The 23,213-nt window shown below is 63.9% G+C and carries 29 protein-coding genes; 3 read left to right on the top strand and 26 right to left on the bottom strand.

Going from position 1 to position 23,213, the window contains the following annotated elements; genetic code table 11:
- The first annotated feature begins 69 nt into the window (after positions 1–69).
- Genes argB through KJP29_RS04055 form a run of 3 tightly spaced genes read left to right on the top strand, consistent with a single transcriptional unit; the run spans position 70 to position 2,125 of the window.
- A complete protein-coding gene (argB, locus tag KJP29_RS04065) occupies positions 70–933 on the top strand; it encodes an acetylglutamate kinase (protein WP_218462273.1) in 864 nt (287 codons plus the stop codon).
- Positions 933–1,550 (top strand): ferredoxin, encoded by a 618-nt coding sequence (locus KJP29_RS04060; RefSeq protein WP_218462272.1) that lies wholly within the window; start codon positions 933–935, stop codon positions 1,548–1,550. Before argB ends, KJP29_RS04060 begins: the two co-directional genes overlap by 1 nt.
- Positions 1,547–2,125: a histidine phosphatase family protein gene (locus KJP29_RS04055; protein ID WP_218462271.1), complete on the top strand. Its 579-nt coding sequence runs from the start codon at positions 1,547–1,549 to the stop codon at positions 2,123–2,125. Before KJP29_RS04060 ends, KJP29_RS04055 begins: the two co-directional genes overlap by 4 nt.
- A 24-nt stretch (positions 2,126–2,149) precedes the next feature.
- On the opposite strand, the gene KJP29_RS04050 is transcribed toward KJP29_RS04055, so the two are convergent.
- The 26 genes from KJP29_RS04050 to rpsN form a co-directional block, all read right to left on the bottom strand.
- Positions 2,150–2,941 (bottom strand): amino acid ABC transporter ATP-binding protein, encoded by a 792-nt coding sequence (locus KJP29_RS04050; RefSeq protein ID WP_305067315.1) that lies wholly within the window; start codon positions 2,939–2,941, stop codon positions 2,150–2,152.
- 11 nt (positions 2,942–2,952) lie between these two features.
- Complete coding sequence (locus KJP29_RS04045) at positions 2,953–4,251, bottom strand: amino acid ABC transporter permease (RefSeq protein WP_218462270.1); 1,299 nt, start codon at positions 4,249–4,251, stop codon at positions 2,953–2,955.
- Between the two features lies 1 nt (position 4,252).
- Complete coding sequence (locus tag KJP29_RS04040) at positions 4,253–5,557, bottom strand: amino acid ABC transporter permease (protein WP_218462269.1); 1,305 nt, start codon at positions 5,555–5,557, stop codon at positions 4,253–4,255.
- A 124-nt stretch (positions 5,558–5,681) separates the two neighbouring features.
- On the bottom strand, positions 5,682–6,698 hold the full coding sequence (locus tag KJP29_RS04035) for an amino acid ABC transporter substrate-binding protein (RefSeq protein ID WP_218462268.1): 1,017 nt from the start codon (positions 6,696–6,698) through the stop codon (positions 5,682–5,684).
- A gap of 205 nt (positions 6,699–6,903) precedes the next feature.
- Positions 6,904–7,617, bottom strand: a complete 714-nt coding sequence (locus KJP29_RS04030; RefSeq protein WP_218462267.1) for an ATP12 family chaperone protein — start codon at positions 7,615–7,617, stop codon at positions 6,904–6,906.
- Complete coding sequence (locus KJP29_RS04025; RefSeq protein WP_218462266.1) at positions 7,614–8,288, bottom strand: HAD-IA family hydrolase; 675 nt, start codon at positions 8,286–8,288, stop codon at positions 7,614–7,616. The genes KJP29_RS04030 and KJP29_RS04025 overlap by 4 nt, the downstream gene beginning before the upstream one ends.
- Entirely contained in the window at positions 8,276–9,337 is a 1,062-nt protein-coding gene (locus tag KJP29_RS04020; RefSeq protein WP_218462265.1) for an RluA family pseudouridine synthase, read from the bottom strand. The genes KJP29_RS04025 and KJP29_RS04020 overlap by 13 nt, the downstream gene beginning before the upstream one ends.
- Positions 9,334–9,711, bottom strand: coding sequence for a fluoride efflux transporter CrcB (gene crcB / locus KJP29_RS04015; RefSeq protein ID WP_218462264.1), 378 nt, complete (start codon positions 9,709–9,711; stop codon positions 9,334–9,336). The genes KJP29_RS04020 and crcB overlap by 4 nt, the downstream gene beginning before the upstream one ends.
- Positions 9,712–9,753: 42 nt before the next feature.
- The gene (locus tag KJP29_RS04010) at positions 9,754–11,064 is read right to left on the bottom strand and encodes a replication-associated recombination protein A (RefSeq protein ID WP_218462263.1); all 1,311 of its coding nucleotides are present in this window, start codon (positions 11,062–11,064) and stop codon (positions 9,754–9,756) included.
- Between the two features lie 47 nt (positions 11,065–11,111).
- Positions 11,112–11,723, bottom strand: coding sequence for an autoinducer binding domain-containing protein (locus tag KJP29_RS04005; protein ID WP_218462262.1), 612 nt, complete (start codon positions 11,721–11,723; stop codon positions 11,112–11,114).
- Positions 11,724–12,124: 401 nt separating this feature from the next.
- Positions 12,125–12,550 (bottom strand): 50S ribosomal protein L17, encoded by a 426-nt coding sequence (gene rplQ, locus KJP29_RS04000; protein WP_218462261.1) that lies wholly within the window; start codon positions 12,548–12,550, stop codon positions 12,125–12,127.
- A 135-nt stretch (positions 12,551–12,685) separates the two neighbouring features.
- Positions 12,686–13,702, bottom strand: coding sequence for a DNA-directed RNA polymerase subunit alpha (locus KJP29_RS03995; protein WP_218462260.1), 1,017 nt, complete (start codon positions 13,700–13,702; stop codon positions 12,686–12,688).
- A 111-nt stretch (positions 13,703–13,813) separates the two neighbouring features.
- Positions 13,814–14,203 (bottom strand): 30S ribosomal protein S11, encoded by a 390-nt coding sequence (rpsK, locus tag KJP29_RS03990; protein WP_218462259.1) that lies wholly within the window; start codon positions 14,201–14,203, stop codon positions 13,814–13,816.
- A gap of 15 nt (positions 14,204–14,218) precedes the next feature.
- Positions 14,219–14,587, bottom strand: coding sequence for a 30S ribosomal protein S13 (gene rpsM / locus KJP29_RS03985; RefSeq protein WP_218462258.1), 369 nt, complete (start codon positions 14,585–14,587; stop codon positions 14,219–14,221).
- A gap of 337 nt (positions 14,588–14,924) precedes the next feature.
- Positions 14,925–15,500: an adenylate kinase gene (locus KJP29_RS03980; protein WP_218462257.1), complete on the bottom strand. Its 576-nt coding sequence runs from the start codon at positions 15,498–15,500 to the stop codon at positions 14,925–14,927.
- On the bottom strand, positions 15,497–16,870 hold the full coding sequence (gene secY / locus KJP29_RS03975) for a preprotein translocase subunit SecY (protein ID WP_218462256.1): 1,374 nt from the start codon (positions 16,868–16,870) through the stop codon (positions 15,497–15,499). Before secY ends, KJP29_RS03980 begins: the two co-directional genes overlap by 4 nt.
- A 105-nt stretch (positions 16,871–16,975) precedes the next feature.
- Positions 16,976–17,440, bottom strand: coding sequence for a 50S ribosomal protein L15 (gene rplO / locus KJP29_RS03970; RefSeq protein WP_218462255.1), 465 nt, complete (start codon positions 17,438–17,440; stop codon positions 16,976–16,978).
- 234 nt (positions 17,441–17,674) lie between these two features.
- A complete protein-coding gene (locus KJP29_RS03965; protein ID WP_218462254.1) occupies positions 17,675–18,469 on the bottom strand; it encodes an MBL fold metallo-hydrolase in 795 nt (264 codons plus the stop codon).
- 52 nt (positions 18,470–18,521) lie between these two features.
- Complete coding sequence (locus KJP29_RS03960) at positions 18,522–19,373, bottom strand: DMT family transporter (RefSeq protein ID WP_218462253.1); 852 nt, start codon at positions 19,371–19,373, stop codon at positions 18,522–18,524.
- Between the two features lie 60 nt (positions 19,374–19,433).
- Positions 19,434–20,462: an LLM class flavin-dependent oxidoreductase gene (locus KJP29_RS03955; protein ID WP_218462252.1), complete on the bottom strand. Its 1,029-nt coding sequence runs from the start codon at positions 20,460–20,462 to the stop codon at positions 19,434–19,436.
- A gap of 178 nt (positions 20,463–20,640) precedes the next feature.
- Positions 20,641–20,826: a 50S ribosomal protein L30 gene (gene rpmD, locus KJP29_RS03950; RefSeq protein ID WP_218462251.1), complete on the bottom strand. Its 186-nt coding sequence runs from the start codon at positions 20,824–20,826 to the stop codon at positions 20,641–20,643.
- 12 nt (positions 20,827–20,838) lie between these two features.
- Positions 20,839–21,402: a 30S ribosomal protein S5 gene (rpsE, locus tag KJP29_RS03945; protein WP_218462250.1), complete on the bottom strand. Its 564-nt coding sequence runs from the start codon at positions 21,400–21,402 to the stop codon at positions 20,839–20,841.
- Between the two features lie 182 nt (positions 21,403–21,584).
- Positions 21,585–21,944 (bottom strand): 50S ribosomal protein L18, encoded by a 360-nt coding sequence (gene rplR, locus KJP29_RS03940; RefSeq protein WP_218462249.1) that lies wholly within the window; start codon positions 21,942–21,944, stop codon positions 21,585–21,587.
- 11 nt (positions 21,945–21,955) lie between these two features.
- On the bottom strand, positions 21,956–22,489 hold the full coding sequence (gene rplF, locus KJP29_RS03935) for a 50S ribosomal protein L6 (RefSeq protein WP_218462248.1): 534 nt from the start codon (positions 22,487–22,489) through the stop codon (positions 21,956–21,958).
- A 12-nt stretch (positions 22,490–22,501) separates the two neighbouring features.
- Positions 22,502–22,894, bottom strand: a complete 393-nt coding sequence (gene rpsH, locus KJP29_RS03930) for a 30S ribosomal protein S8 (RefSeq protein ID WP_218462247.1) — start codon at positions 22,892–22,894, stop codon at positions 22,502–22,504.
- A gap of 12 nt (positions 22,895–22,906) precedes the next feature.
- Positions 22,907–23,212, bottom strand: coding sequence for a 30S ribosomal protein S14 (gene rpsN, locus KJP29_RS03925; RefSeq protein ID WP_218462246.1), 306 nt, complete (start codon positions 23,210–23,212; stop codon positions 22,907–22,909).
- Position 23,213 lies beyond the last annotated feature (1 nt).

Genomic DNA, 23,213 nt, shown 5'->3' with positions numbered 1-23,213 from the left:
GCCAGCCCCCGCCTTGAAGAGCCCGGTCCTGCCGCGTATCAAGTTGGCAGCCGTCAACAGGATCAGCACATGAGAAAGCTCAGCATGAACCGCGACTGGATCGCCACCGCGCGCACCCTCAACGAAGCCCTGCCCTATCTCCAGCGCTACAAGGGCGCGACGGTCGTCGTCAAATTCGGCGGCAACGCCATGGGAGACGACGAGGCGATGGCGAGCTTCGCGCGTGACATCGTGCTCATGCGCATGGTCGGCGTGAACCCCGTGGTCGTGCACGGCGGCGGGCCGATGATCAACGACATGCTGAAGAAACTCGGCGTCGAAAGCGAATGGGTGAACGGCAAGCGCGTCACCGATGCGGCCACGGTCGAAGTTGTGGAAATGGTGCTCTCTGGCCCGGTCAACGCGCGCATCGTGGCCGCGATCAACCAGGAAGGCGGGCGCGCCGTGGGCCTGTCGGGCAAGGACGCGAACCTCATGGTCTGCGAACCGACCGACGCGAAACTGGGGTTCGTCGGCACCCCGGTCGAAGTCGATCCCTTCGTGCTCAAGCGCCTCGTCGAAAGCGAGACGATCCCGGTCATCGCCCCCATCGGCGTGGGACGCGAAGGCGAGAGCTACAACATCAACGGCGACACGGCGGCAGGCGCGATTGCAGCGGCCCTGAAAGCCGACCGGCTGCTGCTCATGACCGACGTGCAGGGCGTGAAGGGGCCGGATGGGAATTTCGTCACCGAGCTGACCTCCTCGCAGATCAAGGACTGGACCGCGGATGGCACCATCGCCGGCGGCATGATCCCCAAGACGGAAACCGCGCTCAAGGCGCTGGAGGGCGGCTGTCGCGCGGTGGTGATCCTCGACGGGCGCGTGCCGAACGCGGCCCTGCTCGAGCTCTATACCGAGCAAGGCCCCGGTTCGATCATCCGGCTCGGCTGATGGACCATGCGGCGGAGGCGCGGGCGGTTTATCTCGACCTCCTCGCCGTCGCGCCCGAAGGGGAACGGTTCGTCGCCCTGCTCGGCCCGCACGAGCCCGGCTTCTGGGAGGCGTTCCAGAACAGCCCCGAGGCCGCCGACCGTGCTCCCGACCCGATGGACCGCTGGTCCAAGCGTGTGATCGGCGCCCTTGCCACGCAATGGGGGGGCAGCGCGGTCTTTCCCTCGGACGGGCCGCCTTATCCCCCCTTCATCCGCTGGGCGCTCGGATCGGGGCAGGTCTGGCAATCGCCGGTCGGACTGCTGGTGCATCCGCGTCAGGGTCTCTGGACTTCGTTTCGGGGGGCGATCCTTCTCGACCATGCGCCGCTTCTGCCGGAGCTGGCCAATCCCTGCCTATCCTGCGGAGACCAACCCTGCCTGAATGCCTGTCCCGTCAATGCCTTGAGTGCGACAAGCTATGACACCGATGCATGCCATGAATTGCTTTCCACGGAAAATGGTGCGGATTGCCTGAACATGGGTTGCGCGGCACGCAGAGCTTGCCCCGTCAGTACCTCTTACGGTAGAAAGGCGGACCAGTCCCATTTCCATATGAGAGCGTTCCATCCCGCATGACCCTGCGCCTGATTCTGACCCGCCATGCCAAATCCTCCTGGGACGACCCTTTGATCACGGACCGCGAGCGTCCGCTCAATCGGCGCGGGCGGGCCTCGGCGGCGGCGCTGGGGCGCTGGCTTGCCGGCTCCGGGATGCGCCCGGATCAAGCACTCGTCTCGGCGGCCGAACGCACGCGCGAGACCTGGGAGATCGTGAAGCGCGAAGCCGGGTTCAACGTGAAGGCCGATCATTCCCCGGCGCTCTACCTGTCCGAACCCGACACCATGCTGTCGATCCTGAAGGGAGCGACGGGACAGGTGGTCATGCTGATCGCGCATAATCCGGGTATCTCTTTCTTCGCGCGCTCGATCCTCGAAACGCCGCGGCTCGACAGCCTTTATGACCGCTATCCCACCGGTGCGACCGCCGTGATCGACTTCGACGCCGACAGCTGGGACGCGATCGGCTGGCGGAGCGGCACCCTTGCCGCCTTCGAGGTGCCGCGCCACCTGATCGAGGAAGAGGCGAAAGCGGCGACCGAAGCTGCCCTCACCGCCTCCGGCGCCGAGACCGACACGCCCGTCTCGGTCTGACGCTTCGCCTGGTCCCTCCGGGCCCTAGTGCCCGATGATCTGGGACAAGAACTGTTTCGTGCGTTCCGACTTCGGATTGTTGAAGAACTCTCGCGGCTCGTTCTGTTCCACGATCTGACCATCCGCCATGAAGATCACGCGGTTCGCCACCGCCTGGGCAAAGCCCATCTCGTGGGTCACGCAGATCATCGTCATGCCCTCTTCGGCGAGCTCGATCATGGTGTCGAGCACCTCCTTGATCATCTCGGGATCGAGCGCCGAGGTCGGCTCGTCGAAGAGCATGATCCGCGGCATCATGCAGAGCGACCGGGCGATGGCCACGCGCTGCTGTTGACCGCCCGAGAGCTGCCCAGGATACTTGTGCGCCTGATCCGGGATCTTGACCTTCGAGAGGAAATGCATCGCCCGTTCGTCGGCCTCTTTCTTGGGAACCTTTCGGACCCAGATCGGCGCGAGCGTGCAGTTCTCGAGAATGGTCAGATGCGGGAAGAGGTTGAAGTGCTGGAACACCATCCCGACCTCGGAGCGCACCTTGTCGATGTTCTTGAGGTCCGAGGTCAGTTCGATCCCGTCCACGATGATCTGCCCGGCCTGATGTTCCTCGAGCCGGTTAATGCAGCGGATGAGCGTCGATTTCCCCGACCCGGACGGCCCGCAGATCACGATGCGTTCGCCCCGATAGACGGTCAGGTCGATGTCGCGCAGCACGTGGAAGGTGCCATACCACTTGTTCATGTCGGAAATCTGGATGGCCACCTCATCGGAGATTTGCATGCCCGAGGGATCGACGGTTGTTTCGAGGTCTATCTGAGACATGGAAAAGCTCCTTAGCTGTTATCGGTGCGCAGCTTGCGCTCCAGATACATCGAGTAACGGGACATGGAGAAACAGGAGAGGAAGAAGAGGATCGCGATGAAGCCGTAGAGCTCCCAGACGATCCCGTTCCAGTTGGCGTCGGCCCGGATCGAGGTGGACAGCCCGAGCGGATCGAGCAGCCCGATGATCGAGACGAGCGTCGTGTCCTTGAAGAGACCAATGAAGGTCGACACGATGCCGGGGATCGAGATCTTGAGCGCCTGCGGCATGATGATGAGCCGCTGCGCCCTCCAGTAATCGAGACCGAGCGCATCGGCCGCCTCGTACTGGCCACGCGGAAGTGCGGCGAGCCCGCCCCGGATCACCTCGGCCATATAGGCCGAGGCAAACAGCGTCGCCATGATCATGACGCGCAGGATGATGTCGAAGTTCGTCCCCGGCGGCATGAAGATGTTGAGAAGTGTCGAGGCCACGAAAAGAAGCGTGATCAGCGGCACACCCCGGATGAACTCGATGAACCCCACGGACAGGTATTTCACGATCATCAGGTCGGATTGACGGCCAAGGGCGAGGACGATGCCAAGCGGCAGCGAAATCCCGATGGCCACGACCCCGATCCAGACCGAAAGCATGAAGCCCCCGAAGAGGCGGCTTTCGACACCCTGAATGCCGATGGGAAGGATGGAATGCAGCGCCTCCGCCACCGGCCCGACGGCAAAGAGCCACCAAAGGATCGGCAGAAGGATCGCCGCGAGGGTCCCGCCCAGAGACCCGATCACGGGCGACAGGAACCGGAAGGCAAGATAGCCGATCAGCAGCCCGCCCGCGACCATGAGCGGAAGCCAGAAGGTTCCCCCCCACATGAGCCAGGGTGCGAGGAAGGGGAAAGCCGCCGAGACGTAGAGAAGCTGGCGCGGCACGCCGCCCGAAAACAGGATCGGTGCCATCGCCACGAACAGCAGCAGCAGCGTCAGGATGGGGCGCCAGTAAAGCTCGCTTGGGTAGAACCCGAACAGAAGCTGAATCCAGCGTTCCCGGATCACGCCCCAACAGGCGCCATGTTCCTTGGCGAGGGCCGCAATGATCTCGCGACACTCCGACAGGGATTGCGCGTTCCAGGTGGGTGTGAGGACCCAGGACAGGAGGTTGACCATGACCCAGACCACGAGCACCAGAAGCGCGACGGTGACGATCGAATTGAACCAGCCCGAAAACAGGTTCTGCCGCATCCAGCCAATAACTCCGACCGAGGTGACCGGCGGCTCCTTCTCGGGGAGCATGTCCGTGCGAACAAAGGAATAGTCGGACATCTCAGCGCTCCTTCAGTTTCACGGCATTGTTGTAGGCGTTCATCACCGCCGAAATGGCCAGCGATATGCCGAGATAAATGAGCATGGTCATGAGCACGGCCTCGAGCTCGCGTCCGGTCTGGTTGAGGGTGATCCCCATCAGCGTGCCGGTCAGGTCCATGTAGCCCACCGCGATGGCGAGGGACGAGTTCTTGGTCAGGTTGAGATATTGCGAGATGAGCGGCGGGATGATGACCCGAAGTGCCTGCGGCAGGACGACGAGCGACATGATCCGGCGCGGACGCATGCCCAGCGCCGCCGCGGCCTCGGTCTGGCCCTTGGAAATGGCGAGGATACCGCCGCGCACGATCTCGGCGATGAAGGCCGCGGTATAGAGCGACAGGGCAAGCCAGAGCGCGATGAGCGAGTTGCGCATGTAGGTGCCGCCATCGAAGTTGAACCCGCGCAGTTCAGGCGACGACAGCCAGAACCCCAGAAGCCACAGCACGATGGCCGTGGGCAAGACGATCACGCCGACCCGCCAATACCATGTCTTGGGCCGCACACCTGTCGCGGCCTGCACCCGGTCCGCGCGTTGACCGATAAGCCTCGAAATCAGGATCCCCGCGACCAGAATGGCGACGATGGCAATCAGGTCGAGGCTCACGTCGAAGGCGACCGCGCTGTCTCCGAACAGATGGACATCGCCGATCCCCTGCCGCCAGCCGACGGGATTGCCCTCTTCGTCGGTATGGCCGAAGAGCGGCTCTGGCACATAGAAGCCCCGGTTGGTCAGCGCCACGCTGTCGTTGAGGAACATGCTCGCCTGTGGCTCGTCCCCCCGGAAGGCCGACGGCGCCGGCAGCGTTTCGATCAGCACCGCCATGGTGAAGACGATCCAGAGCAGCACCGGCACGTTGCGGAAAAGCTCGACATAGACCGTCATGATCCGGCCGATGAGCCAGTTGTTGGACAGACGGAGCACGCCCACGATGATCCCGACCACGGTCGCCGTAACGCAGCCCATGAAGGCCACAAGCAGCGTGTTCAGAAGCCCGACGAAAGCCGCGCGCAGATGCGGATCGCGCGAGGTGTAGTCGATCAGGCGCTGGTTGATGTCATAGCCCGCCGGAAGGCCGAGAAAATCGAAGCCCACCGATTTCCCGAGCGACGCGAGATTCGACAGCGTGTTCGACACCAGCCAGCCGATCAGGATCAGAAAAAGGATGAGCGCGATGATCTGGATCGTCGCGGAGCGATAACGGCTGTCATACAGCAGCATCGAGAAACGGAACTTGCTCCCTTGCGGGTCCGTCGCTGTGGTCATGTGTTGGTCCCCGTTGCGCCCCGGCCCTCTTTCGCGCGGGTTGATCCCACGTCGCCCGGGCCCGGGTTATTGGTCGCGTGAAAGCGAGAGGGGCGCGAGTTGCCCCGCGCCCCTCTGGTGTTCCTTAGCGGAACGGCGGTGCGTATTGCAGGCCGCCGTCTTTCCACTGCGCGTTCAGACCGCGCGACAGGCCGATCGGGGTCGACTCGCCGATGTTGGCCTCGAAAATCTCGCCGTAGTTGCCGACAGCCATGATGGCCTTCATGCCGAAGTCGGCGTCGAGGCCGAGCATTTCGCCCATGTTGCCTTCGGTGCCGAGGATCCGGTTGATTTCCGGGTTGTCGGTGCCCTTGGCCAGCTCTTCGACATTGGTCGAGGTGATGCCGTATTCTTCCGCCGCGACGAGCGCGAAGAAGGTCCATTTCACGATATCGGCCCAGTCGTCGTCGCCATGACGAACAAGCGGTCCGAGCGGCTCTTTCGAGATGATTTCCGGCAGGATCACGTGATCGCCGGGGGTCTCGAACGAGGCGCGCGTGGCGGCAAGGCCCGAGGCGTCCGTGGTGTAGGTGTCGCAAGCCCCGGCGAGGTATTGCTGCTGGGCTTCGGCGTTGGTTTCGATCGGCACCGGCTCATAGCTGATGTTGTTGGTGCGGAAAAAATCCGCGAGGTTGAGCTCGGTCGTGGTGCCGGTCTGGATGCAAACGGTCGCGCCGTCGAGTTCCTTGGCCGAAGACACGCCCAGCGCCTTCGGCACGATGAAGCCTTGGCCATCGTAGTAGTTGACGCCGGTGAAGGTGAACTTCAGGTCGACGTCGCGCGACAGGGTCCAGGTGGTGTTGCGCACGAGGATGTCCACTTCGCCCGAAGCGAGCGCGGTGAAGCGGGTCTTGGGGGTCGTCGGCACGAATTCGACGGCTTCCGGGTCACCGAGGGTGGCGGCGGCGACAGCGCGGCACACGGCCACGTCGAAGCCTTCCCAACGGCCATTCGCATCCGGTGCCGCAAAGCCGGTCAGACCCGAGTTGGTGCCGCACTTGAGGGCACCACGCGCTTTCACGTCATCCAGAGTCGCGGCCCCCGCCACGCCGGCGACCAGGCCAGCGACGGTCATTGCGCCGAGAAATACGGATTTCTTCATTATTAACCTCTTCCTGATGGATGCCCTTGGTGGGCTTTTTTTAGGGGGCTGATCGCCCCTGGCGATACTTGGAAGGGAGTTTCTCCCTACGTGCCAAGGATTTGGGCAAATATTCCGGGTCAGGTCAACCCGCCCCTTGCCCGCATAGCGCGGCGGAACCGGCTAACGCCCCGTCAAGTTTGGATATTCCGTCAGGAACGCGTGTTCAATTTTGATCGATCAGTCGAAAAAACAGCGCCGCATCGTGGAATGCCTGTCTTTTGATCGCTGCCTGTTCGGCAGCTTCTTCGTCTTCGCCCCATTGCTCGATCTGGAAATCTTCGTCGATCCGGGACAAGCGCCAGGCCTCTTCCGGCATCAGCCGGCCCCGGGTGACGGCGAGAGCAATGACGAGCGATCCGGACAGTGCGACGAGGTCGTGGAAGGCCGCGAGACGGAACTGGTCGAGCGCGTGGACTTCGGCCGCTAGCCGTTCGAGCGCGGCGTCTTCCTGCGCCACATGCACGATCCCGGTCCGGGGCGCCAGACGCGCGCCAAAGGTCTCGGCCGCCCAGTCGAGCAACGGGTCCCAACCAGCGGCCTGTCGCGCCACCAGTTCGTCGGGCGCATCGGCGCGGTAGCAGGTCAGGTCGCTGTCGCCATAGGCGGCAAGCATCTCGGCCACCTCGGCGTGTTGCGGCACCACCTTGTCGATGGCGGAATTGGCGGTCCGGGTCATCGGCATCGTCCTCGGGTCGATCCGCTCGGCCTGTGCGTCCCATTCCGCCGCCAGCGCCTCGGCCAGCGCCAGCGTGGGCACGGTCAGCGCGGCCTTGGCGGGTGTGCGCACCGTCCGCGCGTCGAGAAACACGGTGAAGCCGCCCTCGACCGCGCCTGCCTTCGTCTCTTTCCAGAACCGTTTCGGGGCCCATTCGCTCATGCCGCACTCCATCGTCTGTCGATCGTCGGGATCAGCTCGGCGAATTGCCCGATCACCGCATCCGCCCCGGCTGCCCGCAACCTGTCGGCGGCGTGGTATCCCCATGTGACCCCAATGGTAAAGACCCCGGCGGCACGACCGGCCTCGATGTCATAGGCCGTGTCGCCCACAAAGACCGCATCGCCGGGCGCAACCCCGGTGTCGCGCAGCGCGGCAAGGACCATGGCCGGGTGCGGTTTGGACGGGTGATCGTCTGCCGTCTGCGTGGTCGCGAAGAGCTTGTGAAGCCCGTAGGCCTCGACGATGCGGGTCATTCCACGCCGCGACATGCCCGTGGCCGTGCCCAGAAAGACCTCGTCGCGCGCGGCGAGCTCCTCCATCGCGGCGCGCGCACCTTCGAAGAGAGGCGGCGCGCCATCGTCGGCGCGTGATTGCATATAGGCCTGCCGATAGGCCGCTACCATCCGCGCCTGCGCATCAGCGTGCTCGGCGGGATAGAGAAGCGCGACAGCCTCTGGCAGCGACAGCCCGACAACCGAAAGCGTGGCCTCTCGTGAGGGCACCGGTAATCCCGCTACACCAGCGGCAATCTCCATCGCCGCGACGATCGCGTATTGGCTGTCGATCAGCGTGCCGTCGACGTCGAAGAGCACCAGCCTCAGGGGGCCCATTCTTCGTCCTCGAAAGGATCCTCCGGCGCGCCCCGCAGGTCGAAGCCCAACTGCTCCCAGGTCTTCGCCATATGCTCGGGCAGGTCCGCCTCGATCCGCAGACGCTTCTTCGTCACCGGGTGGTCGATTTCGATCGAGCGCGCGTGAAGGTGCAGCTTGCGGCTGATCTCACCGCCCAGCATGGCGCCCCAACCGTCGCCGAGGTTCTCCTGAGACGAGCCACCATATTTCCCGTCGCCCACGATGGGATGGCCAAGCTCGGCCATATGCGCGCGCAGCTGATGGGTGCGCCCGGTGACCGGCACCAGTCCGACCCAGGCCGCCCGCTGCGCGAGGTTCTCGATCACGGCGTAATCCGTTTCCGCCCGTTTCGCGCCGTCGACCTTGGCGACTTCCGCCGGGTGAACGCAGAGCATCTTCTCGCCTTCGCCGTGACCGCCGCCCGGGGCTTTCACCAGCCCCCATTTCACGGTGCCCTTCTTCGGGCTCGGCACGCCGGCGACAACCGCCCAGTAGATCTTGCGCGATTCCCGCGCGCGGAAGGCATCGGTCAGGGCCTTCGCCACAAGACGGGTCCGCGCGAGCAGGAGGACCCCCGAGGTGTCCTTGTCGAGCCGATGCACGAGACGCGGTTTTTCGTCGAACCCGAAGGTCAGCGCCTCGACCAGCCCGTCCACATGCCGCGTGACCCCGGTGCCGCCCTGTGTCGGCAGGCCCGGTGGCTTGTTCAGCGCGATGATCTGGTCGTCCCGGTAGATCACGCAGGACTGGATCATCTTGGCGTCGGCATCCGATACGCGCGCGCGCTGCGGACGCTCGGGCCGCTCGGGTTCCGGTCCCGGCTCGGGCAGCGGCGGAATGCGCACTTCCTGCCCCTCTTCCACCCGGGTCGCGGGCTTCACGCGACCACCATCGACGCGGATTTCGCCCTTTCGGCACATCTTCTCGATGCGGCCCTGCGCCACATGGGGAAACTGACGCCGGAACCACCGGTCGAGCCGCTGGTCGCCGTCGCCCTTGGCGACCGTGATTGTCTGAACACCACTCATGCCATCACCATCCGTGTCAGAAAGGCACCCACCACAAGCGCGAGGAGCGACAGCGCCACCGAGAGCACGACATAAACCGCCGCCGTGCCGCCCTGCCCCCGCTCAAACAGCGTCAGGGCGTCCAGCGAGAAGGCCGAGAACGTCGTGAACCCGCCCAAGACGCCGGTCATCAGGAAGGGGGCAAGCGCCGTGCCGCCCTTTCGCGCCATAACGACGAAGAGCGCGCCCATGAGGAAACTGCCAAGCACGTTCACCGTGATCGTGCCATAGGGGAACCCGAGCCCGAACATCCGCCCGGTCGTGACGTTGACGAGATAGCGGCCCGAAGCGCCAATGGCGCCTCCGGCCGCGACGGCGAGGAGTGTCTGTAACATGGCCTTCCTGTCCTCTCTGCCGCGGCCCTTGTCAACAGGGCGTCAGCCGTTCCGCTTGGCGCGCAGGCCCGCGAAGAACTCGACCCGCTTCTTGAGGTCCCGCTCGAACCCCCGTTCGACCGGGACGTAATAGATCGGGCGCTTCATGCCATCGGGGAAGTAATTCTGCCCCGAGAACCCGTCCTCGGCGTCATGGTCATAGGCATAACCGGCACCGTAACCCTCGTCCTCCATGAGCTTCGTGGGCGCATTGAGGATATGCTTGGGGGGCGGGGTCGATCCGGTCTTGCGGGCCTCGGCCCTGGCCGCCTTGTAGGCCACATAGCCCGCGTTCGATTTCGGCGCGAGGGCGAGATAGATGACCGCTTGCGCCAGCGCGAGCTCGCCCTCCGGGCTTCCCAGCCGCTCGAAGGTGTTCCAGGCGTCGATGCAGACCTGATTGGCCTGCGGATCGGCCAGGCCGATGTCCTCGACTGCCATCCGGGTAAGCCTGCGGGCCAGAAAGCGCGGGTCCTCGCCACCTTCCAGCATCCGGGAAAACCAGTAGAGCGCGGCGTCCGGGTCGCTGCCGCGCACCGATTTATGAAGCGCGGAGATCAGGTTGAAATGCTCGTCACCCGCCTTGTCATAACGTGCAGCCCGCCGCATCAGCCGCTTGATCAGGTCGTCGCGGCCGAGTTTCGCGTCCACCTTCCAGGCGGCCACCTGTTCCACGAGGTTGAGAAGCGCCCGTCCGTCACCGTCGGCCATCTCGATCAGCGCGTCCCGCGCATGCCCGTCGAGCGGCAGTCCGCGACCAAGTTCCTTTTCAGCCCGCTGGATGAGCCGCTCCAGATCCGCAGGCTCAAGACGACGCAGCGTGATCACCTGCGCCCGCGACAAGAGCGCCGCGTTCAACTCGAACGAGGGGTTCTCGGTGGTCGCCCCGACCAGAAGGATCGTCCCGTCCTCCATATGCGGCAGGAATCCGTCCTGCTGGGCCTTGTTGAAGCGGTGGATCTCGTCGACGAAAAGCAGCGTCCCCTGCCCGTTGCCGCGCCGGATCTTGGCCGCCTCGAACACCTTGCGAAGCTCCGGCACGCCCGAGAAGATCGCGGAAATCTGAACGAAATGCAGGTCGGTCTCGCGCGCGAGCAGCCGCGCAATGGTGGTCTTGCCCACCCCCGGCGGCCCCCAGAGAATGAGCGAGCCAAGCGATCCCGCGCCAAGCATCACGCCCAGCGGCCCCTCCGGGCCCAGAACATGTTCCTGTCCGATGACCTCGGACAGCGCGGCAGGCCTGAGCCTGTCGGCCAGAGGTCGCGGGCCCGCGTCGGGCTTGGGCGTGTCCATGGAGGAAAAGAGATCGGCCATAGGACCTAGCTAATCGCGATGCGCGTCCCTGACCAGTCGCTTCGCGTTCAGAGCAGGTTGTGTTCCTGCGCCCGCTGCACCGCTTCCGCCGTGGTGCGCACGAAGAGCGCATCGCGGGCCGATCTGAGCCGCGCCTTGAACGCGCTTTCGGAAATTCCCAGAAGCGCCGCCGCCTCGGCATGCCGGCTGCCTCGCGCCACGAGGCGAAGCGCCATGCGTTGGGCCGAGGTCAGTTGGTCGGGCGGCGTCGCACGGTCATGCAACTGGGCGACGATCGCATGGATCTCGGCGATCTCCTCGTCGGTGAACTCGCGGTCGTCCCGCGCGAAGCCGCCGATCGTGCGCGAGTTTGTCGGGCCCATCGCGATGGCCACCCCGTAGCGCAGCCCGAAGCTCGCCGCCTGGGCGATGATGTTGTGCGGATCGGGAAGCGTGATCTCGCTCCACCGGATGTGGCCGTCGTTGCCGAACCCCCAGAAAATCATCGGGTCGCCAAGCATGTAGCCTTTCTCGGTATAGGTTTCCGACCAGCGCGGATCATAGGTCTGGATCATGAGATGCGCCGCCCCGAACCGAATGTGCAATCCAAGGGCATATCCCTTTGGCGCAAGGTCGGACAACTGCGCCAACCCGTGATCCAGTCCCAATACGTCGTTCATATCCCCTCGCCCCGATTCGAGCGCCTGTCCCGAACCCGTTCACACAATTGACAACTTTAAATTGCAACCACACACTAGCACAACTTTGTCGGAGTTGTGCGTGCGAATTTTGGATCCGGATATAGCTCAATGGTATAACGACTTGAGCAGGCAGGAAAGATCCGACCTGACGGAGTTCCTGGGATACGCCGATCTGGACGCCGCGCCTCTGGCCGAGGAGCGGGATGTCCTGCTCCAGGCCGCGCTCGACCTGTTGCACGCCGCGCGACGAGACGCACCGAAAAGCCGCCTCTGCTAGGCCTTCCCCGAATCTGGCCGCCGCTGTCCAAGGCGTGAGGCCGCAAAGAAAAAGCCCCGCAGCGTGATGCGCGGGGCCTTTCGTATTCTGGTCCGTGCGGGGATCAATCCTCGAAGGACGCCTCGAGCTCGGCAGCCACGCGGGCCTTGTCGTCGGCGCCTTTGGCGGCCGGGTCGCGGTCCACGAACTCGATGATCGCCATCGGGGCCATGTCGCCATAGCGAAAGCCGGCTTTCAGGACGCGGACATAGCCGCCCTGACGTTCGGCGTAGCGGGGCCCGAGGACTTCAAACAGTTTTGCAACGTGCTTGTCCTGCTTGAGCTGCGCGGCAGCCTGACGACGGGCGTGGATGTCGCCGCGTTTGCCGAGCGTGATGAGCTTTTCGATCACGCGACGCAGGTCTTTGGCTTTCGGCAGGGTCGTCTTGATCTGCTCGTGCTCGATCAGCGAGCCAGCCATGTTTGCGAACATCGCCTTGCGGTGTTCCTGAGTGCGGTTAAAACGGCGGTAGCCGGAACCATGACGCATTTTCTATCTCCTTTGCGTTTTTGCTTTGTCTGACGACCGTGCGTAGCGGCCGTTCTCCTTGGGGCTTGTGCCCTGATGTTCCCCGCAAACCCGGGCATTGGACGGGTGCGCAGAGCCTGCGCACCCGAAATGGTCTTAGAACTGATCTTCGAACTTCTTGGCGAGGTCCTCGATGTTCTCCGGCGGCCACTCCTCGACGTCCATGCCGAGGTGGAGACCCATGCCCGAGAGCACTTCCTTGATCTCGTTGAGCGACTTGCGGCCGAAGTTCGGGGTGCGCAGCATCTCGGCTTCGGTCTTCTGAATGAGGTCGCCGATATAGACGATATTGTCGTTCTTCAGGCAGTTCGCCGAACGCACCGACAGCTCGAGCTCATCCACCTTCTTGAGCAGAAGCGGGTTGAACTCGAGACCGTCCTCGTCGTCCTGACGGCTGGCCGATTCCGGCTCGTCGAAGTTCACGAAGATCGACAGCTGGTCCTGCAGGATGCGCGCGGCAAAGGCCAGCGCGTCGTCCGGCGTGATCGAGCCGTCGGTTTCGATTTTCAGCGTCAGCTTGTCATAGTCGAGCACCTGACCTTCACGGGTCGGCTGAACGTCGTAGGACACCTTCTTGACCGGCGAATAGATCGCGTCGATCGGGATCAGACCGATGGGCGCATCTTCCGGCTTGTTCTTGTCGGCCGAGACATAGCCCTTGCCGGTGTTGACGGTCAGTTCCATGAACAGGTCGGCGCCGTCGTCGAGGTGGCAGATCACGTGATCCTTGTTGAGGATCTCGATCCCGGCCGATTCCGAGATGTCGCCGGCGGTGACGATCTGCGGACCCTTGGCCGAAATCGACAGGCGCTTCGGCCCTTCGACTTCCATGCGCAGGGACACGCCCTTGAGGTTCAGAACCACGTCGGTCACGTCTTCACGGACACCCGCGATGGACGAGAACTCATGCAGCACGTTGTCGATCTGCACCGAGGTGATGGCCGCGCCCTGAAGCGACGACATGAGCACGCGGCGTAGCGCGTTGCCGAGGGTCAGGCCGAAGCCACGCTCCAGCGGTTCCGCGACCACAGTCGCCTGACGCGCGGGCTCGTTGCCCGGTTTCACGTCAAGCTGCGTCGGCTTGATCAGTTCAGCCCAATTCTTGTGGATCATGCGTCCCTCCATTCCAGTCTCGTCTCCATGTCCAAAAGACAAGACGCCCGAGGTTTCAAAATGACAGCAGCGGGCCGGGGAAAACCCCAGCCCGCGCTTATAAAATCAGCCTTAGACCCGGCGGCGTTTCGGCGGGCGGCAGCCGTTGTGGGCGATCGGCGTCACGTCGCGGATCGACGTGATGTTGAAGCCGACAGCAGCCAGAGCGCGGAGCGCCGATTCACGGCCCGAACCGGGGCCCTGAACTTCGACTTCGAGCGTCTTCACGCCGTGTTCCTGGGCTTTCTTGCCAGCGTCTTCCGCAGCCATCTGGGCGGCGAAGGGGGTCGATTTGCGCGACCCCTTGAAGCCCATGGTGCCGGCCGACGACCAGGCAATCGCGTTGCCCTGCACGTCGGAAATCAGGATCTTGGTGTTGTTGAACGAAGAGTTCACATGAGCAACGCCGGCGGCGATGTTCTTGCGCTCTTTGCGCTTCATGCGGGTCTTGTCACGAGCCATATCGTTGTCCCTCCCTTACTTCTTCTTGCCAGCGATGGCTTTCGCCGGGCCCTTGCGGGTGCGGGCGTTGGTGTGAGTCCGCTGGCCGCGGACCGGGAGGTTGCGACGATGGCGCAGGCCGCGGTAGCAGCCGAGGTCCATGAGACGCTTGATGTTCATCTGCGTTTCACGACGCAGGTCGCCTTCCACGGTGTAGTTGGCGTCGATGTGTTCGCGGATGGCGAGCACTTCGGAATCCGACAGTTCGTTCACACGACGGGTCGCGTCGATGTTCACGGCTTCGCAGATGGCTTTGGCAGAAGCCGGGCCAATGCCAGTGATATAGGTAAGAGCGATGGGAACCCGCTTTGCAGTCGGGATGTTCACGCCGGCAATACGTGCCAAGTGTCTGTTCCTTTCGTTGCGGACCCGTGTTTCCAGGTCCTTTTTTCACAACGTAAGCCCGCCGGGATCTCCCTGCGGGCCGCAGTCATTCGAGGTGGTCTGTCGACCGTGGCGCAGAACGTGCAAGCGCCCGATTCGACGGATTAACCCTTTCGGGATGGGGCTGGTTATGCGTGTTTGGTCGGGACGTCAAGCCCCCGGGCAAAGGCGATGTCAAGCATGTTTCGCCGTGACCGGCTCGTGTCGGCGGCAGGCCCCTGCCACCGGGTCCGGAAATGGAAAATCCCCGCGAGGCGGAGCTCGCGGGGATCCCTGTCTTTCGCCAATTGGGTCAGGGTTACCCCAGGATCTTGTCGATCGATCCCGAAACCTCGTCGATCGAGGCGAGACCGTCGACCGAAGAGAGGTCGCCCTTGGCCCAGTAGTAGCCGATGAGCGGCGCGGTCTTCTTGTAGTATTCCATGAGCCGCGTGCGCATGGAGTCTTCGTTGTCGTCGGCGCGCACCGGCTGGCCGGCGGCGGCCGCTTCGGCGGCCCGGTTCACGACGCGCTTCACGAGCGTATCATCGTCCACCTGCATCTCGATCACGGCATCGAGGCTTTCGCCTTTCTCCGCCAGCAGATCGCCCAGCGCGTCGGCCTGCGGCAGCGTCCGCGGGAAGCCGTCGAAGATGAAGCCGCCCTTCTTGTCGCCCTCGAGCTTTTCACGGATCAGACCGATCACGATTTCGTCGGTGACGAGCCCGCCCGCGTCCATGACCGCGGCAACCTTGTTTCCCATTTCCGTGCCCGAGGTGCGTGCCTCCCGAAGCATGTCCCCGGTCGACAGCTGGATCATGTCCCGGCTGTCCACGAGTTTCTTGGCCTGTGTCCCCTTGCCGGCTCCCGGCGGTCCAAGAAGAATGATGTTCATCGTCTGGCTGGTCCCTTCCGTCCCTTTTTCGCAGTCGTCCCACCGCGTTTACCGCGCAGCTGCGATTTCTCAATAAGCCCTTCGTACTGGTGGGCGAGCAGGTGGCTTTGCACCTGATTGATCGTATCCATCGTGACCGACACGATGATCAGCACCGAGGTGCCCCCGAAGTAGAACGGGATGGCAAGCTGGCTGCGCAGGATTTCCGGCAAGAGCGCCACGAGCGCGAGATAGCCGGAGCCGAGCACGAGGATGCGGTTGAGCACATACTCGAGGTATTCGGCGGTGCGCTTGCCCGGGCGGATGCCTGGCACGAAGCCGTTCTGGTTCTTCAGGTTGTCGGCCACGTCGTCGACCTTGAACGCCACTTCCTTGGTGTAGAAGAACGTGAAGAACACGATCATCACCGCGAAAAAGGCGAGGTATGCGGGCTGTCCGGGCCCGAAATACGCGAGGATCGTCGACATTACCGGGCCGTTGTTGCCCGCGTGAAAGGTCGACAGCGTCGTCGGCAAGAGCAGAAGCGCCGAGGCGAAGATCGCCGGGATCACGCCCGCCGGGTTCACCTTGATCGGCAGGTGGCTGGTGCCGCCGTCATAGACCTTCATGCCGACCTGCCGGCGCGGATACTGGATGTGGATCTTGCGCAGAGCGCGTTCCATGAAGACCACGAAGCCGATCACCACGATGATCATGACGATGACCCCGATGATCACCGCCGGGCTGATCGCACCCGCACGCCCCTGGCTCAAGAACTGGGCAGCAGCAGCGGGGATTTCCGCCACGATACCGACGAAGATGATGAGCGAGATGCCGTTGCCGATGCCGCGCGCAGTGATCTGTTCACCGAGCCACATCAGGAACATGGTGCCGCCGACCAGCGTCACCACCGCAGAGGCGATGAAGAAGGGTCCAGGGCTCGACACGAGGTCGCCCGCGACCAGCGAATTGGCGAGCGCAAAGGCCTGTCCGGTGGCCAGTGCCACGGTGCCGTAGCGCGTGTACTGGTTGATCTTCTTGCGGCCCTGCTCGCCCTCTTTCTTGAGCTGCTTCAGGGGCTCCCACATGGAGGCCAGAAGCTGCACGATGATCGAGGCCGAGATGTAGGGCATGATGCCCAGCGAGAAGACCCCCATCCGGCCCAGCGCACCGCCGGTGAACATCGACAGGATGCCGCCGATGCCCGAGGCCGCCTGTTCCATGAAATCACGCAGGGCGCCCGCGTCGATCCCCGGAACCGGGATGTAGGTGCCGAGCCGATAGATGATCAGCAGGCCGAGAGTGTAGAAAATCCGATGGCGAAGTTCGGTCGCCTTGCCCAGCGTGCCCCAATTGAGGTTCGCGGCCATTTGTTCCGCTGCAGATGCCATATGGCCCCCTGTTCGTGGAAACGCCGCCGGACCGATCCCCGGCTCCGGCGGCGCTATTGGAATACCCAGCGCTTATTTAGGCCGCCCTCGGGCGGCTAACAAGCGTTACTCTGCCGCAGCCGCCGTGGTGGTCAGCTTGCCACCGGCCTTTTCGACGGCTTCGATGGCCGACTTCGAGGCACCGGTCACGGTGATGTTGGCCTTCGCGGTGAAATCGCCCTTGGCGAGAACGCGCACGCCGTCGAGCTTGCGGCGCACGACGCCGGCTTCGACGAGGCTGTCTTCGGTGATGTCACCAGTCAGCTTCTTCGCGTCGATGAATTTCTGCAGGATGCCCAGGTTGATGACCGCGAACTTCTTCTGGTTGGGCTTGTTGAAGCCACGCTTGGGAAGACGCTGGTAGAGCGGCATCTGGCCGCCTTCGTAGCCACCGATGGCCACACCCGAACGGGATTTCTGACCCTTGATACCACGGCCGGCGGTCTTACCCTTGCCCGAGCCCGGACCACGCGCAACGCGCTTTTTCTTCTGGGCGGCGCCGGGATTGTCCCGGAGTTCATTGAGTTTCATGTCGCTTCTCCTTGCCGGATGTGACCCCCGAAGCGAAATCGGGCCAACCACGGCGTTTCTTGGTTTTCGATTCTCATGTGCGCTCGCGCACCGGGGGCGTATAGACCCTGATCCCCAACGTGACAAGCCCCGGCATGGGGCCGGGGCCTGGCTTGTGGACACCCGCCCCGGACTTGACCCGGGGCCTCGTGCTCCAAGGATGCGGCCCCGGATCAAGTCCGGGGTGCGATATCGTCAGCCCAACTCTCCCGGCTCGTACCATTCGCCCATCTTGACCTCGGCGTTCTCGCCCACGAGTTCCGCGAATGTCTCGGGATCCTGGGTGCCGCCGTCCTGTCCCCGGTAGTGATAGGGATAGACCGCCGCCGGCCTGAACTCTGCCACGGCTTCCGCCGCCTGTTCTGCCGTCATGGTGAAGGGCAGGTTCATGCACAGGAAGCACAGGTCGATGTCGGTCAGCGCCAGCATCTCCGGCGTCGGCTCGGTATCGCCAGAGATATAGATGCGGAACCCGTCGATGGTCAGCACATAACCGTTGTCGCGGCCCGGCGGGTGGAAGTTCAACCGCTCCTCGGTCACGTTCTGGGCCGGGATCGCCTCGATCGCGACGCCTTCCCAATCGGTCGTGTCGCCATTGGCCATCGCAATCGCGCCTTCGCCAAGTTCGGGGGGCAGCATCCCCTGCACCGCCGGGTTGGTCACGAGCGTGGTGCCCTCGGCCATGATGGCGGCGAGCGTCTCGGCGTTGTAGTGGTCGCCGTGTTCATGGGTGACGAGGATCAGGTCCGGCGCGGGCATGCCCTCGTAAAGCGCGGCCTCGCCCACCGGGTCGACATAGATCGTGCCCGCCGGCGTTTCGAGCACGATGGAAGCGTGGTGGACCGGATGCACGGTGATCGTGCCGGCGTCGGTCTCGAACATGTCGCCCCCCATGCCGTGGCTTGCGGCCCGGGCGGTGATTGGCAGGATGGTGACGACGCCTCCGGCCGCGGCAGCGGAGGCGAGGAACATGCGGCGTGTCTGTTTCATGATGATCTCCCTGTTTTGTATGGGAGTGTAACGGCTTTGATGCGCCGTTGGTTCACTTCCCGGTGACGCGCGCGCGAGCGGGCGCCAGTCCGAGGGCGATCCCGCCAAGGATCAGGACCGAGGCGAGTGACGCCAGAGGGGTTATGGCCTCGCCCAGCAATACCACACCGGCGACGAGCGCGATGACCGGCACGGAGAGCTGCGCGACCGCCGCGCGCGTGGCACCCAGGCCGGGGAGCAGCGCATACCAGAGCGCATAGCCCAGCCCCGAGGTGACCGCCCCGGACAGAGCCGCCAGCGCGACCCCCGGACCGCTCACCTTGGTGCCGCCGGCGAGGATGGCGATGGCGAGCACCGCAGGGGCGGCGTAGACAAAGTTCCACGTCGTGGATGCCAGCGGGTCGCGGGTCTGCCGCCCGATCAGCGAATAGACCCCCCAGCCGACTGCCGCGACCGCCATGAGCGCGAAGGCGGAGAGCGGCGCGCCGGCCGCCTGCCCCGGGCGCACGAGGAGCGCGAGCCCCGCCAGCGACACGGCCATGCCAAGCCACCGCGCGATGGGTGGCCGCTCGCCACCCAAGAGCCCGCCAGCGAACATCGTGACCTGCACGCCGCCGAAAAGAACCAGCGCCCCCAGCCCCGCATCGAGCGCGACATAGGCGAAGGAAAACCCGGCGAGATAGGCGGTCAGCGCCAGCGCGGCTGGGACGTCGGGTCGCGGCACGTTCGGCACAGACCGCGCCCGAAAGGCCAGCAGCACGACCAGCATGACGGCCCCCGCCAGGACGCGAAGGCTCGCGAAGCTACCGGGGTCGATCAAATCCCCGGCCAGCGCGGCCCGGTTGAGCAAGGAATTGGCCGCAAAGGCGACCATGGTCAGGGCGGTGAGGAACGCGACACGCATGCCTGGACGCTAGGACGCGGCAGAGGCTCCGGCAAGGACCGGATCGCGGGTGTGGTGCCTTCAGCCTGCCTTGCGCAACGCCGGCGCGACCTTGGTGCCCAGAACCTCGATCGCCTTCATCATCTCCTTATGGTCGATGATGCCGATCGCCATCTGGATCAGGAACCGATCGAACCCAAGGGCGTCCTTCAGGCCCAGAACCTTGTCCACGATCTGCTGTGGGCTGCCGACGAACTGGGCGCCTTCCGGGCCGATGCCGGCATCGAACTGCGCCCGCGTCTGGGGCGGCCAGCCGCGCTCGCGCCCGATCTGGTCCATCACGGCCTTCTGCGCCGGAAAGAACGTTTCGGCGGCATGCTGGCTGTCCTCGGCGACGAAGCCGTGCACGTTGAGCGACACCCGCGCCTTCTCCGCGTTCCCGGATTGCTCGGCCGCGCGGCGATAGAGGTCTGCCAGAGGCGCGAACTGGCGCGGCTGTCCGCCGATGATGGCAAGCGCCAGCGGAAGGCCCAGCACCCCGGCCCGAACCATGGAATTGGGTGTGCCGCCCGCGGCGATCCACATCGGCAGATGGCCATTCACCGGCCGGGGATAGACCCCGAGGTTCTCGACCGCCTGCGTGTGCTCCGACCCCTTCCAGCGCAGCTTCTCCCGCTCGTCGATGGCGAGCAGCATCTCGAGCTTCTCCTCGAAGAGCGCGTCGTAATCGTTCAGGTCATAGCCGAAGAGCGGAAAGCTCTCGATGAAGCTGCCCCTGCCCACCATGAGTTCGGCCCGACCCCCGGTGATGTTGTCGAGGGTCGTATACTGCTGGTAGACCCGGACCGGGTCGTCCGAGGACAGAACGCTGACGGCCGAGGTGAGCTTGATGCGCTTGGTGGTCCGCGCCGCCCCCGCCAGCGTCACCGGCGGGCTCGAGATCGCATAGTTCGGTCGGTGATGCTCGCCCAACCCGAAAACGTCGAGCCCCACCTCATCGGCCAGCTCGATCTCCTCCATGAGGTTCGTCAGGCGCTCGTGGGCGTTCACCGTCCTGCCCGTGACAGGATCGCGGCCCATGTCGCCGAAGGTGTAAAGGCCGATTTCCATCAGGGTCCTCCGTGGGTTGCTTGGAGCACAGATAGGAGGTTTTGTGTCCCGCTTCTATGCCGAGTCACGCACGGGTCATGTGCAGGGTGGGACAGACGGACTTACGCGGGGCAAAATACGAAACACCCCGACCATTTCTGACCGGGGTGCTCAATCTGCATCGAGTGAGGGACTGAAATCAGCCGCGCTCTTCGATGATTTCCACGAGGTGCGGGATGGAGTTCACCATGCCACGCACGGAGGGGGTATCCTCCAGCTCACGGGTCTTGTGCATCTTGTTCAGGCCAAGCCCGATCAGCGTTTCGCGCTGTTTGGCGGGGCGGCGGATCGGCGAGCCGATCTGTTTCACGACGATGGTTGCCATGTCCGTATCTCCTTACGCGTCAGCGGTTTCGGCTTCGTCAGCCTTGGCGCCGAGGATCTCGGCCACTTTCTTCCCACGACGCTGCGCAACGGCACGCGGCGAGGCCATCTTGGACAGACCTTCGAGCGTGGCGCGGATCATGTTGTAGGGGTTCTGCGACCCGATCGACTTGGCGACGACGTCCTGGACGCCGAGCATCTCGAACACGGCGCGCATCGGACCACCGGCGATGATCCCGGTACCTTGCGGGGCAGTGCGCATGACCACACGACCGGCGCCATGACGGCCCTCGATGTCGTGGTGCAGCGTCCGGCCTTCTTTCAGCGGGATACGAACCATGTTGCGCTTGGCGCTCTCGGTCGCCTTGCGGATCGCTTCCGGCACTTCCTTGGCTTTACCTTTGCCAAAGCCGACACGGCCCTTCTGGTCGCCCACGACGACGAGCGCGGCAAAGCCGAAGCGCTTACCACCCTTCACGGTCTTAGACACACGGTTGATCGCAACCAAGCGATCGGCGAATTCCGGCGCGGCTTCCTCGCGGTCGCGGCGCGGACGACGGTTTTCACGTTCTGCCATCTGGCATTTCCTTTTCTGGGTGGCGCGCACAAGACGCAGGCGCCGAATGAACTCGATCCAGGTGAGCGCGGAGCTCCCGGATCATCGGAGGGGCGAACGGGCCGCCCCTCTCAGGCAGGTGCGCAACAGCTGTGCACCCGGCGAGGTCCGGGGAGGGTGCGCATGGACTGCGCACCGCACCCTTAGAAGTTCAGGCCACCTTCACGGGCGGCATCGGCGAGCGCCTTGACCTTCCCGTGGAAGAGGAACCCGCCGCGGTCGAAGTAGACGACTTCGACACCGGCTTTCTTCGCGCGTTCGGCAATGACCGAACCCACTTTGGCGGCTGCTTCGACGTTGTTCTTGCCGACGATACCCAGATCCTTCTCGAGAGAAGAAGCCGAGGCGAGCGTCACGCCTTTCACGTCGTCGATCAGCTGCGCGCTGATGTTTTTCGAGGAGCGGTGAACCGACAGGCGAACCTTGCCGACGTTCACTTTCCGCTGGGCGTTCCGAACGCGCTGGCGGCGCTTCAAGAACAATTCTCGTTTGCTGAGTGCCATTTATCGCGTCCTTACTTCTTCTTGCCTTCCTTGCGGAAGATATACTCGCCCTTATAGCGAATGCCCTTGCCCTTGTAGGGCTCCGGCGCGCGCCATTCGCGGATGTTCGCGGCAACCTGACCAACGAGCTGCTGGTCGATGCCTTCCACGACGATCTCGGTCTGCTTCGGCGCGGTCACGGTGACCCCCGCCGGAACTTCGAAATCGACCTCGTGCGAGTAGCCGAGGTTGAGCTTCAGAGTGTTGCCGTTCATCGCGGCGCGGTAACCCACACCCTGAATCTCGAGCTCTTTCTTGAAGCCGTCGGACACACCCTGGACCATGTTGGCCACCATGGTGCGCGACATGCCCCACTGCTGACGAGCGCGCTTGGACTTGCCACGCGGCTCGACTTTCACGGCATTGTCTTCCACCGAGATGGTCACGTCATCCGTGGCGGTGAAGTTCCGGGTGCCTTTCGACCCCTTCACTTCGATGGTCTGGCCCGAGACGGACGCGGTGACGCCCGAAGGGAGCTCGACCGGTTTCTTACCAATACGAGACATTCCAGAACCTCCTTAGAATACGGTGCAAAGCACTTCGCCACCAACATTCTGGGCGCGAGCGTTTGCATCGGACATGACGCCTTTCGGCGTGGAGACGATCGAGACGCCCAGGCCCTGACGGACGGCGGGGATCTCTTTGGCGCCCATGTAAACGCGACGACCGGGTTTGGAGACCCGCTTCAGTTCGCGAATGACGGGGGTGCCGTCGAAGTATTTCAGGCTGATTTCGAGGGTGGGGTGACCACGCTCGTCGGTGCCTTTTTCATAGCCGCGGATGTAACCCTCGTCCGAGAGAACATCGAGCACCCAGGCGCGGATTTTCGACGCGGGGGTCGAAACCGTGGATTTGCCGCGCAGTTGGGCGTTGCGGATGCGGGTGAGCATATCGCCGATAGGATCGTTCATCTCACTCTCTCCTTACCAGCTCGACTTCACGAGGCCGGGGATCTGGCCCATCGAGCCAAGCTCGCGCAGCATGATCCGGCTCAGCTTCAGCTTGCGATAGTAGGCGTGGGGACGCCCGGTCAGCTGACAGCGGTTGTGAAGACGAGTCGCCGAGGAATTCCGCGGCAGTTTCGCCAGTTTCAGGGAGGCGCGGAAACGCTCTTCCATCGGCTTGGCTTCGTCGTTGATGATTTCTTTAAGCGCAGCGCGCTTGTCGGCGTATTTAGCGACCAGCTTCTGACGCTTCTCTTCACGCGCGACCATGGATTTCTTAGCCATA

This window comes from Maritimibacter sp. DP1N21-5, from assembly GCF_019218295.1.
Lineage (GTDB): Bacteria > Pseudomonadota > Alphaproteobacteria > Rhodobacterales > Rhodobacteraceae > Maritimibacter.
The sequence above is the reverse complement of the archived record's forward strand: the minus strand, read 5'-3'. Positions and strand labels throughout refer to the sequence as shown.